Genomic DNA, 14,507 nt, shown 5'->3' with positions numbered 1-14,507 from the left:
TTTAAAAAGTGGGTCAAAAGTACTTGCAAATCTACATCTTATGAATTTTATCCACCTAACCAAATTCCACCTTTTGAGCAAATCGATATGATTCCACCAAAGGGATTTGAGAAAACCTACAAAGATATACCTTTTGGAACTTATTCTGATGATGGAGCACAATTCTTATGCGTATTAGAAAGTTTTTTAGAATGTAAGAAGCTTGATATTAAAAATTTAGCAGATAAACTACTTGATTGGTGGACGTGGGGTCATTTAGCTGTAGATAATAATGTATTTGATGTAGGTGGTCAAACAATGCAATCATTGATGAAATACAGTGCAGGAACATCACCTTATGAAAGTGGGTTTACTATAAAAAAAGGACAAGGGAATGGATCATTAATGAGGGTACTAGGTATTCCTTTATTACATGATGGTAGTGATGAAGATCTGGTAGAGGATGTTCATACTCAATCATTAATCACACATGGTCATATTAATAACCAAATATGCTGTGCATTATATTCCCTTATAATTAGATATATTTTAAAAGGAAATGACTTTAACGATGCCTATGAAATAAGTATAAAAAAATTAAAAGAAATATATGAACATGACAAAGAGTATCTAGAAGGGTTAATAAATGATATCTTACCAAAAGATGTAGTAAAAGAAAGTGGTACAGGACATGTAATAGACTGTTTAAAGAGTAGTTTTAAAGTTATTAGAGAAAGTAATTCTTATGAAGAGGCTATAAAAAAGGCCATAGCTCTTGGAAATGATACGGACACAACAGCCGCAGTAACAGGTGGAATAGCAGGGGCTTTATATGGTTTTGAAAGTATTCCAAAGAGATGGTTTGAGATCCTAAGGGGAAAAGATGAAGTATATAAATTAATAAATAAGATTGATTTTAAAAAAGAGAAATTAAAAGAAAGAGTAGAAATTATAAATGAAGATATTACAAAGTTAAAAGTTGATGCAATAGTTAATGCTGCTAACAATTCCCTTCTTGGTGGTGGTGGAGTTGACGGAGCTATTCATAGAGCAGCAGGACCAAAACTTTTAGAGGAATGTAGAACTTTGAATGGTTGTAAAACAGGAGAAGTAAAAATAACAAAAGCCTATAATCTTCCATGTAAAAAAGTCATTCATACTGTTGGGCCAATATGGCATGGAGGAAATACAAATGAAGATAGACTTTTATATTCTTGTTATACAAATTCCATAGAAGAAGCTATAAAAAACAATTGTAGAACTGTAGCCTTTCCGGCTATAAGTACAGGAGTTTACGGATATCCCTATGAAAAAGCATGTATTGTAGCATGTAAGGCAATTAGAGATATGCTAAAGAAATATTCATCTCAAGAACTTGAAAAGGTATACTTTGTGTGTTTCAATAAGGAAATATATGATAAATATTATGAATTAATGTTTATATTTGATTAATTAATTTATAAAAATATTAGATTAAGAAATATATGAAAAAATTTAATGATATAATAACAGAAAAATATTAGAGGGAGAATAGAATATGACAGTAAAATTAATTGCAGCAGATATGGATGGTACATTATTAGATAGTAATAAGAACTTATCACCATATTTATTTGATTTAGTAAAAAAATTAAAAGAAAAAGATATTAAATTTGCTATTGCTAGTGGGAGACAATATTTTAATTTACTTGAAAACTTTGAAGATATAAAGGGAGACCTTGTTTATATTAGTGATAATGGATCTATTGTATATGATAATGGACAATCTATTTATGTAGATGAAATTAACACAGAAGAAGTTAAAAAAGCTTTGAAGGATGTGAGACAAGGGGAAGGCATGTATCCTATTTTATGTGGTGTTGAATCTGCATATGTGGAAAATGATAATGAAGTATTTTTAGAAAATGCAAGAATGTATTATGCAAAACTTGAAATGGTAGAAGATTTAATGGATGTATTAGATAAAGACAAAATATGTAAATTAGCTGTTTTTGATGAAGTTGATGCAGAAAATAATGCATTTAAATTGCTAGAAAAGTATAATAAGAACTTAATGGTTTGTTTATCAGGACATAACTGGGTAGATTTAATGAATCCAGGAGTAAATAAAGGTGAAGCTATAAAAATTCTTCAAGAAAATTATAATATTTCTTATGATGAAACAATGGCTTTTGGTGATTATTTAAATGACTATGAAATGATGCAAAGTTGTAAATATAGTTATGCAATGGATAATGCCCACCCCAAATTAAAAGAGATATGTAACTATAGAGCTAAATCAAATGATGATGATGGAGTAGTACATGCCATAAAAGAATACTTTGAATTATAAATTTAGGAGAATTCATAAAGCTATAAGATTAAATCTTATAGCTTTTTAATTGTAAGAAATCATAACAATATGTAAAATATTGACATAATTATTAAATTTAAGTATATTAGTAATTACTAATATACTTAAATTTAATAATGGAAATACTATTATAATAAACATACATAAATAGAGAGGAAGCTTAATAGTGGAAGAAAAAACAAAAATGTTAGCAAGACAATTGAAAGTGTTAGCTAATGAAAATAGATTACTGATTTTATATTACCTACTAGAAAAACCAATGACAGTAGGAGAATTAAATAAAAAGTTAAGTAATATAACTCAGTCAGGACTATCTCAGCATTTATCTATATTAAAAGCACATGAGTTATTAGATAGTAACAAGGATGGATTAAATATAACCTATTTTGTGAAAGATAAGAAGGTTCAAAGTATACTACAAATTCTAAAAGATAATTATGTCAGATAATATAAAAGTAAAAAATAAAAAGACAGATGGGTGGTAAGTATGATTACATTAGAAAATGGATTGTTTCTATTGCTACAGGCTTTTTCCAGTGGCGTAGCAGGTTATATTACAAATAAATATGCGGTTAATATGATCTTTAAAGAATATACACCATTAAAGATTGGTGGAGCGGTAAAGAAAAATAAAGAGAAATTTATAGAAGAAATAAGTGATTTAGTAGAAAGGGACATAATAAATTCAGAAACCTTGAGGGATAAGGTTCTAGGGGAAAATTTTAAACTTGCCATGCAAGATGTGGGTGAAGATTTTTTCAAAGAATCCTTATATGAAGTTTTTCAAAATAAAAAAATAGAAGAAATACCTGGTTGGAATGAAACTTTAATAAGTGGAGAAGAGTTTTTAAGAAGTAGTTTAAAAGAAGTATTGCCTAAATTAATAACTAATATTGGGGAAAATATAAAATTAGAAAAACTATTAAGTGAAAAACAAATATCTTATATAGTTGATTATGCATATAAAGAAATTATTAATAATATTGAATCTAATGATGAATTAAAGCATTTATTAAGTGATTTATATGAAGAACAAGGTGAGATATATTTAAGTCAATTAATAAGCAAAGACAGTGGAGAAAAAGTAACAAGAATTATTAGTTGTGAAATAATGAATTCTATTGATGAGCTATTAGACAATAAAAAGGAAACAAAATCACTGGTAGACAAGTCTTTATCATTAATAGATATAAAAACATTATTAAAAGATCTTCAAAAAACTATAGGAACTAAAACTATAGATGATATTTTAAGTGAAGAAGAATTTGATAAACTAAGTTTAATCATATATGAAAAATTAGGTGAACTAATAAAATCTGAAGAGGGTAAAGACAAATTAAAAGACATAGTTGAAGAAATATTTGCTTCAGCAAAGGATATAGATTTGACAGTTTTTGAGATATTACCAATTCACTTTGGAAGAATTTCTAGTGAGTATATATCAGATTTAATCAAAAAGGCTATACCTTATTTATCATCATGGATAAGTGAGAATAAAATCAAAATAGAAAACATGATAGATGAATCTATATTAGAAAGTATAGATAATATTGATGATGAATTAAGAAAATCAATGATTTCAAAAGTGAAGGACTCTATGCTTGCAGACTTTGCTTCTAAAAATAAAATAGTAGACAAAATCATGAACTTCTTAGAAGACTATAAAATAAGTGAAGAAGATTCTTATAAGTTATATTCTAAAATAATTAAGTTTTTAGAAGAAACTAAAATCAAAGATTTAGTAGTTATATTAGAAGAAAATAATTTAATTAATGAAGAAAAAGTAATAAATATTATTTTAGACAAATGGGATACTGAAGGAAAAGAATTATCTAAGCTTTTCTTAAAAAGACAAACTTCAAAAACTTTAAATAAGTTAGTAGACCAAGATTTAAATAAATTATTTAACAAAAATATTAAGCCAAAACTTTATGATTTAATAATGGATAATAAAATTAAAATAACATCATATTTAGATAAAACTATATTTAATTTGGTACATGATAAAATAGAGTCCTTGTTAAATAGCAAAATAAAAAAATTATTTAATAAAGAGAAAGTTGATGGATTTTCATCTCTATTGCCTAATAAAATAGTTAATATTTTAAATAAAAATAAGATTAATTATAAGAAGATCATCAATAAAGAAATAAGCAATTACATTAAAAATATAAAGATACAAGATATAATAAATGAGAGTGAGGAAAAGTTAGTAAATTCAATAACTGAAAAAGCTGTAGATTTTACTAAAAAAGAAGCTAATAAGTTTAAGTCTTATGAAGTTAAAGACTTACTTAATAAAATAAACAGCAAAGAAGATTTACCTGAAGAAATTAGCAATAAACTATATGAGAATATAAAAAATAATTTACCAACTATAATAGATGGAAGAGTAAAAAAACTTATATATGACAATCTTATAAAATTGGATGAAGAAGAAATATGTAATATAGCTCAAAGTTTTATGGGAAAACAATTGAAACCACTATCCATGTTTGGTGCCTTTCTAGGGACTATTGTAGGGTTAATATTTGGTATTACTATGGCTAATATTAATGGAGTTTATGGTTTTTATAATAATGTTACTAATACATTAATGGCATGTTTTCTTATGGGTGTAGTAGGTATTATGACAAATGTTATAGCTCTTTGGATGATATTTTGTCCTTATGAAAAAAATAAATTTGTTTCCAAAATACCTTTATTTAAAGTATTTTCCATAGGATATATACCTTCTCATAAAAATAGTTTTGCATCAGGAATGGCGCATTTTATTGATAATGAATTATTAAGTGGAAATAGGGTAGTAAACTCATTTGAGTTACAAAAAGATAATTTTAAGAATCATATTATGTCTAATATAAAAGACAGCAATTATATGGCTATTCTAGACTTTGTTAGAAATAAAAAACATAGTTTAGCTAAAAAAACATATGGCACTATTTTAAAATTATTAAAGAAAAATAATAATAAAATATGCAATAGTATAGGAAACGGACTTTTAGATATAGAATGTGGAAAATTTGTATCCGTAGATTTTATAAATAACAAAGCAAATGATTTAATAGATATTATAAATCAAAAAGAAGATAAAATAATAGAGTATTTAGAAGAGAAATTAAAAACAAATAAATCTTTACAAGAAGTGTTGCCAGAAGAATTAATTACTACTGTTAATAATAAAATAGAAAAACAAGTTAATGACTATATAAATAAAAATCTGGAAGATTCCTATGTTGAAGATGTAATAAAAAATATAATCTTTAGAAATGAAAAAACTTATAATTATATAATGGATAAATCAATAAAAGATATAATAAGTGAAAAATCTCTCTTAAGTATACAAAATAGTGTTAAAACAGATAAGTTTATAAATATTACTCTTTTAAGTTTAAAAGAGCAATTAAATAATTATTTACAAGATTACTTAGCAAGGGAATTTCCAGAAGAAAAGAAATTTGATGAGTTATTTGATGGTAAAGTGAAAGAAAAGCTAGATAACAATATATATAATCTTACAGGTATGGTCAGCGAAAAATTAATAAGTTATATAAAAGGTAATAATGAATTAATATCTTCAACGGTAATAAAAATTGTAAGAAAAAACCTTAATTTCTTTGTTAAAATAGCATATGATTTTGCTGATGGTGATGGTCTTGTTAAGGATGTTATTAATACAGTAATAAATAATAAAATAGAGAATTTAATAGTGGAAGATAAAGATAAGTTGTCTATAATTTTATATAATTATTTGGAAAAAGAAATATATCCAAGTAAAGTTAAAGACCTAGGATTAAAATCTGCAGAAATTAATACAAGTTTACTACTAGATAGACTAGTTTTTTCACTAAAACAAAATGAAGATTTTAAAAATAATATGCATAGTACATCAGATTTAGTTATTAGTAATATTTGCGAAATAAAAGCTAAAAACATAAGCAAAATAGTTGGAGTAAGTAATATACAACAAGCTTATGATAAATATAAAGAAATAATTAATATTGTATCAAATAATATTATTGATAACTTAAATAGTAATAAAGAAGAGGCTAATGAATTTGTAAGAGTATTGGTAGAAGAAAAAGTACTGAAGCATTTTTATTCTATTAGCTTGGTAGAAGTATCATGGGAATTAAATAAGGATGATGTAACATATGTTGTAGACAATCTTTTGGAAAGCATTAATAGTAGTAAAGTTATAAATTATCATGTATTACAAATATGTAGAAATGCTTATATTTCATCAATAAGAAATAATAAATTGAGTTCTATGATAAATAGAGATATTTTAGAAAGTGATATGTATAATAGTTTAAATTTGATTTTTGAAAATAAAGACTTTAATTATAAAAATAGAGTAGTTGTGGAATCAATTATAGATATCTTACTAGATGATAAATTAAACTTTATTACAGAAGAATTTAAACTTTACACAACAAATAACATTATAGATGCAGGATTCAATACAATAGAAAGAAATATAATACCAATGTTAAGAAGCTTAGATCTTCAAAGTATAACCTTGGAAGAAGTAGATAAAATGCACCCTAAAGAAATCCATGAGTTATTTAGATCTTTTGCTGGAGATTTCTTTATAAAACTTTATATCTATGGAGGTTTTGGTTTAATATTTGGAATAAACGTGTATTTTTCAATAGTTCTATTTATAATAGATATAATATATACTAAAAGAATTGATTCAAGGGTAGAAGAATCTAAATATAAATTATTCAAAGAGTAAGGGTAAATACTTATAGGCTAATGTCTATAAGTATTTTTTTGTAAAATAAATGGATAAAATTTATAAAATTCCTAAATATAATAAAGAATTATATTTAGGAGGAACTTTAATGAAGGACTTAAAAAATTTTATAAAACCAATTATATTTTTAACTCTAGGATTACTGCTATTATCATTAGTGCGAAATGTTGATTTTGCATCTATGATGACAAAAATACAAAATAACATTCAAGAAGGATTAAAAGTCGTAAAAGTTACAGATGAGAAGTCACAAATTAATGATGAAAACTTAATTATTAAGTTTAAGGTACCTAGCATACATTATGATAATAAAGATGTGGAGAAGAGTATAAATGCATATATCAAAAAAAATATAAAAGAATATATTAATGTTCAAAGACAAATAAACAAAATGAATACATATGGTGAAAAGAAAGCTATAAATATTACTTATAGTGTGGTATTTGAAGATGAAAATATAATAAATATAATTATAGAAAAAAACACAACTTGGGGACAAAAGGATTATAAGTTAGAAAAAGATAGCTATATTTTTAACTTAAAGACAGGAGAAAGAGTATATTTAGATGAGTTTTTAAAAGGAAATGACGATTATAGCATAGTAATAACTGAAACTATTCAAAAATTAATAAATGAAAAACACCCTCTATATGGCAATTTAAATATTGATAAAAATACAAATTATTATATAGAAGATAGATATATTAATATTTATTTTAATCCATATAAACAAAGTCAAGATGATACTCAATATGAGTTTAAAATACCTTATGATGTATTTAAAAATAAAATAGAAGCATTTAATAATTTTTTTTTTAATTTCTGTTAACAGTGAAGTATTAAAAAAACAAAATAAATATTTAAAAAGTACTCTTGAAATACCGATTATAAATAGTGGGAATTCAAAGATAGATGATAAAGTTAATGGAAAAATAAAAGAAGATATTTTGAATTTTTATGAACAGTCCCTCAAAGAAGCACAAAGTTTTTTAGAGGATTTTGAATTAGATGAAAGTAATTTTGTTGCTGATGCATCTTATGAAGTGAAAAAGAATACGGGAAATGCAACTAGTATTCTTATTGAATATTATAAATATAGTGGTGGAGCTCATGGATATTATGAATATGTACCATATAATATTGATTTAAGAAATGGAGATAATTTAACTCTTAAAGACATTTTTAAAACAGATGTGGACTATAAAGAGATTATAGATAAAGAAATAGAAAATCAAATTAAAGAATTAGGCAAAAAAGATAAGGACTTAGATAAGGTTTATGATTTTTATGGAATAAAAGAAAATCAAAAGTTCTATTTAGAAGATGAAAAAATAGTCATATACTTTGATCTATATGATATAGCACCTTATGCTGCTGGGATACCTCAGTTTCCAATAATTGTAGATAATATAAAAAATCAAATTAAAGAAGAATATTTAGAAGTGGTTAAATAAAAATACTATCAGAAAAATTCTGATAGTATTTTTATTTGCTAAATTAAAGGATTTAAAGAAGCTATTTTCGTAGTTGCAACATAGATTCTAGAAATTGCATACCATGTTTTAAAATCAACAACACCTGTTTGAGGTAAGTTAAAAACTTGTTGGAATTTTTTTACGGCTTTTTCTGTTTGTTCTCCGAATACACCATCTTCAGCAACTTTTTCTATAGCTGGATAAGAGTTGGAGATAGCATTTAATTGATTTTGTATGGTTTTAACATAAGAATTGTTAGAACCTAATTGTAATGTAAATCCAGGAAATGAAACAGGTACACCACTAACTACCCTAGCTTCTGCAAAAGTTATATTATCACCATAAAAATATCTTAAAATTTCTTCGTAACTCTTGCCCTGATCACCTAAATCTTTACTCCCCCATTGTGTCATTTGGTCAGGACATTGAGATTTTTGACCGTCACAATATTGTGCAAGTAGAGGCTGTCTTGATGTAGGAGGCCTTCTGATAAAGGTATTAAATATTTCATCTACAATTACGCTTATATTATTAAAAACATTTCTGTTATGAACATACTTGTGATCATAGGCAGTAGATGAAGTTATTGTAAATTCATATCCTTTATTTCTATACCATTCTGTAAAAACTCTGTTTAGTGTGAAAGATATTATAGCTATTGTATTGGCATAAATAGTTTGAGTAGGCCATGTGGAATAAATTTCTGAAGATGCAACATTTTTTATATAATCTCGAAAAGGAACCCAATAATTTTTTGCACTAGTATTCTCAGGTAAACCATCATGAACTACAATAAACTCGGGAACTACTGGTTCATCTAAAACAACAAAACCTGTTGGTGGAGGTAGTGGTTTTAAACTACTTTCAGGTATTTTAGGAGGAAAATTTCCCCAAAGAGTGTGTTCTGGAATATCATAAATTATTTCGTTTTGTCTTTTCATACTTTTTCTTGTTGGTGCGTTTAAAGGAACATTTTGTAATGCTTCTACAACAGGTAAGATTTGAGTACCTTTTATTAATACTGTCTCAAATCCATCTGCCATAACCTCTACCATACATTCGCTATAAGGCTTTACGTTTGATGGCTGAAGAGAATATTCAATATTAGGTGCGGATAAGGTTAAGTTTCTTACCTGACCAGAAATATCAGTTTTTAAGTTTTCAAATATAGTACCTGTGTTATTTTGTTCATCATCCATACCATATATATTTATAGTGGCATCTTGTATTGGCTTATTCGTTGAAGAATTTATAACGCTAACAGTTAAAAAACCATCTTGCATATAATCACCCCTTTTAAATTAACTAGGCTGTAAATACTCTAGTTTATTCTATGAAATATATTTTATTTTGTTAAATAATAAAGTGTTAAAAAGTAAATATTAAAATTTTTTACTAATGGAGATAATAAGTATTAAATTTAAATATCTAAATATTAATATATATGCAAAGAAAGGTTATATTAAAATATGAAAATTTACATATTAGCACTAGCTGTATTACCAGTAAGTTTTTTTGTAGGATGGATTTATTTTAAAGACAAATATGAAAAAGAACCACCACTTAAATTGATAGAATATTTTTTGTTAGGAATATTAGTAAGTATATTAGCTATATTTTTAGAGTCTTATTTTAGTAAATTGAATATATTTTCTGGTACAATGGGAGCTCTATACATAGCATTTTTTGTGGCAGCATTTACAGAAGAGGGATTAAAGTCTATAATACTAATACCTGTTTTACTAAATGATAAAAATTTCAATGAAAAATTAGATGGAATAGTTTACTCTATTTTTTTATCTTTAGGATTTGCTACAATAGAAAATATTATATACTTAATGAGAGAGAGGTTAGATCTATCTTTTGAATTGGGAGTAACTAGAGGGTTAATTTCTATACCATCTCATATAATGTTTGCAATTACTATGGGATACTATATTTCAAAGTATAAATTTTCAAAAGAAGATGATAATGAAAACAATAAATATTTAATTTATGCTGTGATTATTCCCATATTACTTCATGGAGTTTTCGATTTTATCTTGATGATAGGATATAGATGGGCTATTATAGTCTTTATAGTATATATAATATTCTTATGGAAAATTAATTTAGATAAGCTAGATAGATATGCACTATACTCAAAAATAAGATTTTACAAGAAAAAAAATAAAAGTAGAAAGGGAGATAAAATTGACTAATCTACCAAAACAATTTTTAGATGAAATGAAAGATATTTTAGGAAGTGAATTTGATGATTTTCTAAAAAGTTATGATGAACCTAAAACTACAGGTTTAAGATTAAATACAATGAAAATAAATAAAGATAAATTATTAGATTTAGATTTATTTCAATTGACAAGTATTCCTTGGGCGGAGGAAGGATTCTACTATGATGAAAAAATAAATAGGCCAGGTAAAAATCCTCTTCATGAAAGTGGAGCATATTACTTACAAGAGCCTTCTGCTATGAGTGTTGTACCCAAACTAGAAGTTAAAGAGGGAGATAAGATTTTAGATCTTTGTGCAGCTCCAGGAGGAAAATCTACATATATATTATCAAAATTAAATAATACAGGGCTTTTAGTTTCTAATGAGATAAATCCAACTAGAATAAAAGCATTAGGAGAAAACTTAGAAAGATTTGGTGCAAAAAACTGCATCATAACCAATACAGATTCTACAAATTTAAAAAAAGTATTTACAGGCTATTTTGATAAAATAGTAATTGATGCGCCTTGTTCTGGTCAGGGAATGTTCAGAAAAGATCAAGTGGCAGTAGATGATTGGAGCTATAATAAAGTATTAGAATGTCAATCAATACAAAGGGACATAATAAGAGACGGATTTAAAATGTTAAAAAAAGATGGTATTTTAGTATATTCAACATGTACTTTTGCTAAAGCAGAAAATGAAGATGTTATTAATGAATTTATAAATGAAAATGAAGGTGCCAATCTTGTGTTTATGGAAAGATTATGGCCTCATAAAGTAAAAGGTGAAGGACACTTTGTGGCTAAGATAAAGAAAGATTCAGAAGAGAGATGCTCTACTAAAAAAATAAAAATAAAGCCTTTAGGAAAAGAACTAAAGGATTACAAAGTATTTGAAAAAAATTTTTTACGTAGAGAGATAAAAGGAGATTTCTATATAAAAGGAGAAAACTTATACTTATTACCAGAAAATTGCCCAGATACAAAAAAACTCAAGGTATTAAGAAACGGTCTACATTTAGGTTTACTTAAGAAAAACAGATTTGAGCCATCTCATGCTTTTTCTCATTATCTTACAATAGATGATGTTCAAAATGTTGAAGATTTAAGTATAAATGATGATAGAACGAAGGGATATTTAAGAGGAAATACAATAAAAACAGATAAGAGTAGAGGATGGGTATTAGTATCAATAGAAGGTATACCTTTGGGATGGGGAAAAGAATCTAATGGAATTTTAAAAAATCACTACCCAAAAGGTCTTAGAATTAACTATACTTAAAGTGTTGTAAGTGTAACACATTATAAATAATTACATATTATTGAGGAGATGATATTTTGAGTGAAAAAGTAAAAAAAGAGATATTTGAGTGGGTTAAGGTATTTGCATTAGCAATAGTTTTTGCTTTTATCATAACACAATTTATAAAACCAACATTAGTAAGAGGAGATTCTATGTATTCTACTTTAGAAGAAGGAGATTACTTAATCATAAATAGAATGTCTTATAAATTCAAAGAGCCTAAACGTGGAGATATTATCGTATTTGAATCTGACTTACAACAAGAGGATGGAAGTAGCAAGGATTTGGTAAAAAGAGTTATAGGTGTAAGTGGAGATAAAGTTAAGATAGAAAATTCTAAAGTATATGTTAATGGAGAAGAATTAGTTGAATCTTATATTCATGATGAAGTTACAGAAGGTGATGTAGATACTGTTGTCCCAAAAAATTCTGTATTTGTATTGGGGGATAATAGAGAAATAAGTTTAGATAGTAGATATGAGAGTGTAGGTTTTATTGATGACTCAGACATATTAGGTAAAGTTTTTGTTAGGTTATATCCTTTTAATAAGATCGGTTTACTAGAATAATAATAATCGTAAAGGGGTAGTTAAAATGAAGCAATTAAATTTAACTATAGAAGATGAAAAAAAAGTTTTTTTAATTGAAGATAGCTTACTAGGCATAAAACTAGAAGATATTGCTTGTAAAATTGAAGAAAATTATACTGGCTATATAGCTTTAGCATCTGTAAATAATAAATTAAAAGAATTAACAACACTGATATCGGATGATTGCAATATTAAATTTTTAGATACTAATAATAGTGATGGATATAGAGTATATTCTAGATCCTTAACACTCGTATTTATAATGGCCTGTGAAGAACTTTATAAAAATTGTAAAGTAAGTATAGAACACTCTTTATCAAATGGTTTATATTGTGAAGTTAGGACAGATAGAACATTAAATGATAAAGATAGAGATGTTATTAAATTAAAAATGCAAGAAATTATAGAGGCAGACTATAAAATTGAAAAGACAATTGTAACTAAAAAGGAAGCAATTAAATTTTTCAATGAACATAATATGAAAGATAAAGCAGAATTATTAAAATATAAGGAACATGATGATATAAAAATTTATAAATGCAAAAATCATGTGGATCATTTTTATGGACACATGTTACCATCTACAGGTTATCTAAAAACATTTGATGTTTTAAAATATGAAGGTGGATTTATATTACTTGGACCTAGAGAAGAAGAAAAGTTTAAAGTTAGAGAATTTATTCCTCAACCAAAACTATCAAATATTTATTTAGAAATGGAAAATTGGTCTACCCTAATGGGTGTAGATACAGTATTATCTTTAAATAATATAATAGAAAATGGAACATATGGAGACATAATAAGAATAGTTGAAGCTTTACAAGAAAAAAAATTAGGGCAAATAGCAGATATAATAAAACAAGAAAACAAAAGAATAATATTAATTGCAGCACCATCATCTTCTGGAAAAACTAGTTTTGCTCATAGGTTATCAATACACTTGAAAGTAAATAATTTACAGCCTATATCAATCTCGTTAGATGATTATTTCGTAGATAGAGATAAAACACCATTAGACGAATTTGGCAATTATGATTTTGAATCTATATATGCAATAAATTTAGATAGATTTAATAAAGATTTAAGTGATTTATTAGAAGGAAAAGAAGTGACCATTCCAAGATTTAACTTTAAAAAGGGTATAAGTGAAGAAGGTAAAAAACTTAAAATAGAGAAAAATCAACCAATAATATTAGAAGGTATTCATGGCTTAAATCCAATTCTAACATCATCAATACATGACAAGGAGAAGTTTAAAATTTATCTTAGTGTATTAACACAGTTAAATTTAGATGCTCATAATAGAATACCTACTACAGATTTAAGGCTGATAAGACGTATTGTAAGGGACAATGAGTTTAGGGGTCATAATGCTACAAGAACAATATTAACTTGGAATTCTGTAAGAAGAGGAGAAAAACAAAATATATTTCCGTATCAAGAAGAAGCTGATATGATTTTTAACTCATCTTGTGTGTATGAGTTGGCAATTTTAAAAGCTTATGTTAAACCTTTATTAGAAGAAATAGACTCAAGTAGTGAAGCTTATAGTGAAGCTAATAGGCTATTAAAATTCCTTCAGTATTTTGTGGAGCTTAAAGATATATCAGATTTACCACCTACATCAATAATTAGAGAATTTATAGGTGGAAGTAAAATAGTTGATTAAAACGAACTTTATAGTTCGTTTTTTTGTTGAATTTTATTAATTATATGTTTTAAAATATTATAATAAATTATTATATAATAAAAATAGTGTACATAAACTTTATATTCAATTATTAATTTATATATTAATATAACAAAAAATAAGTGCTATTATGACAAAAATC

The 14,507-nt window shown here is 25.8% G+C and carries 11 protein-coding genes; 10 read left to right on the top strand and 1 reads right to left on the bottom strand.

The window, feature by feature from the left end:
* The first annotated feature begins 87 nt into the window (after positions 1–87).
* The 6 genes from TVTCOM_RS18345 to TVTCOM_RS18320 all read left to right on the top strand — a co-directional run bounded on the left by TVTCOM_RS18345 (position 88) and on the right by TVTCOM_RS18320 (position 8,548).
* Positions 88–1,431: an O-acetyl-ADP-ribose deacetylase gene (locus TVTCOM_RS18345; RefSeq protein ID WP_434797689.1), complete on the top strand. Its 1,344-nt coding sequence runs from the start codon at positions 88–90 to the stop codon at positions 1,429–1,431.
* Positions 1,432–1,516: 85 nt separating this feature from the next.
* Positions 1,517–2,311: an HAD family hydrolase gene (locus TVTCOM_RS18340; protein ID WP_434797688.1), complete on the top strand. Its 795-nt coding sequence runs from the start codon at positions 1,517–1,519 to the stop codon at positions 2,309–2,311.
* A gap of 187 nt (positions 2,312–2,498) precedes the next feature.
* Complete coding sequence (locus TVTCOM_RS18335) at positions 2,499–2,780, top strand: ArsR/SmtB family transcription factor (protein ID WP_434797687.1); 282 nt, start codon at positions 2,499–2,501, stop codon at positions 2,778–2,780.
* Positions 2,781–2,819: 39 nt separating this feature from the next.
* On the top strand, positions 2,820–7,073 hold the full coding sequence (locus TVTCOM_RS18330) for a DUF445 family protein (protein ID WP_434797686.1): 4,254 nt from the start codon (positions 2,820–2,822) through the stop codon (positions 7,071–7,073).
* 109 nt (positions 7,074–7,182) lie between these two features.
* Positions 7,183–7,923, top strand: a complete 741-nt coding sequence (locus tag TVTCOM_RS18325; RefSeq protein WP_434797685.1) for a hypothetical protein — start codon at positions 7,183–7,185, stop codon at positions 7,921–7,923.
* Positions 7,898–8,548 (top strand): DUF3298 and DUF4163 domain-containing protein, encoded by a 651-nt coding sequence (locus tag TVTCOM_RS18320; protein ID WP_434799768.1) that lies wholly within the window; start codon positions 7,898–7,900, stop codon positions 8,546–8,548. The genes TVTCOM_RS18325 and TVTCOM_RS18320 overlap by 26 nt, the downstream gene beginning before the upstream one ends.
* 38 nt (positions 8,549–8,586) lie before the next feature.
* Here the strand turns inward: TVTCOM_RS18320 and sleC are convergent, their stop codons facing one another.
* Positions 8,587–9,852: a spore cortex-lytic germination protein SleC gene (sleC, locus tag TVTCOM_RS18315; protein WP_434797684.1), complete on the bottom strand. Its 1,266-nt coding sequence runs from the start codon at positions 9,850–9,852 to the stop codon at positions 8,587–8,589.
* 186 nt (positions 9,853–10,038) lie between these two features.
* Here sleC and TVTCOM_RS18310 point away from each other — a divergent pair, with 186 nt between their 5' ends.
* Genes TVTCOM_RS18310 through TVTCOM_RS18295 form a run of 4 tightly spaced genes read left to right on the top strand, consistent with a single transcriptional unit; the run spans position 10,039 to position 14,344 of the window.
* Positions 10,039–10,770, top strand: a complete 732-nt coding sequence (locus TVTCOM_RS18310) for a PrsW family intramembrane metalloprotease (RefSeq protein WP_434797683.1) — start codon at positions 10,039–10,041, stop codon at positions 10,768–10,770.
* On the top strand, positions 10,763–12,064 hold the full coding sequence (locus tag TVTCOM_RS18305) for an RsmF rRNA methyltransferase first C-terminal domain-containing protein (protein WP_434797682.1): 1,302 nt from the start codon (positions 10,763–10,765) through the stop codon (positions 12,062–12,064). Before TVTCOM_RS18310 ends, TVTCOM_RS18305 begins: the two co-directional genes overlap by 8 nt.
* Before the next feature lie 56 nt (positions 12,065–12,120).
* Positions 12,121–12,654, top strand: a complete 534-nt coding sequence (gene lepB, locus TVTCOM_RS18300) for a signal peptidase I (protein ID WP_434797681.1) — start codon at positions 12,121–12,123, stop codon at positions 12,652–12,654.
* Between the two features lie 25 nt (positions 12,655–12,679).
* A complete protein-coding gene (locus TVTCOM_RS18295) occupies positions 12,680–14,344 on the top strand; it encodes a nucleoside kinase (protein ID WP_434797680.1) in 1,665 nt (554 codons plus the stop codon).
* Positions 14,345–14,507: the final 163 nt, after the last annotated feature.

It is taken from the genome of Terrisporobacter vanillatitrophus, from assembly GCF_051148895.1.
Taxonomy (GTDB): domain Bacteria; phylum Bacillota; class Clostridia; order Peptostreptococcales; family Peptostreptococcaceae; genus Terrisporobacter; species Terrisporobacter vanillatitrophus.
The sequence above is the reverse complement of the archived record's forward strand: the minus strand, read 5'-3'. Positions and strand labels throughout refer to the sequence as shown.

Excerpts from the sequence above, each read along its gene's own strand:
- TVTCOM_RS18310 (WP_434797683.1), top strand. The coding sequence starts at position 10,039 with ATGAAAATTTACATATTAGCACTAGCTGTATTACCAGTAAGTTTTTTT.
- TVTCOM_RS18340 (WP_434797688.1), top strand. The coding sequence starts at position 1,517 with ATGACAGTAAAATTAATTGCAGCAGATATGGATGGTACATTATTAGAT.
- sleC (WP_434797684.1), bottom strand. The coding sequence starts at position 9,852 with ATGCAAGATGGTTTTTTAACTGTTAGCGTTATAAATTCTTCAACGAAT.
- TVTCOM_RS18295 (WP_434797680.1), top strand. The coding sequence starts at position 12,680 with ATGAAGCAATTAAATTTAACTATAGAAGATGAAAAAAAAGTTTTTTTA.
- TVTCOM_RS18330 (WP_434797686.1), top strand. The coding sequence starts at position 2,820 with ATGATTACATTAGAAAATGGATTGTTTCTATTGCTACAGGCTTTTTCC.
- TVTCOM_RS18325 (WP_434797685.1), top strand. The coding sequence starts at position 7,183 with ATGAAGGACTTAAAAAATTTTATAAAACCAATTATATTTTTAACTCTA.
- TVTCOM_RS18345 (WP_434797689.1), top strand. The coding sequence starts at position 88 with ATGATTCCACCAAAGGGATTTGAGAAAACCTACAAAGATATACCTTTT.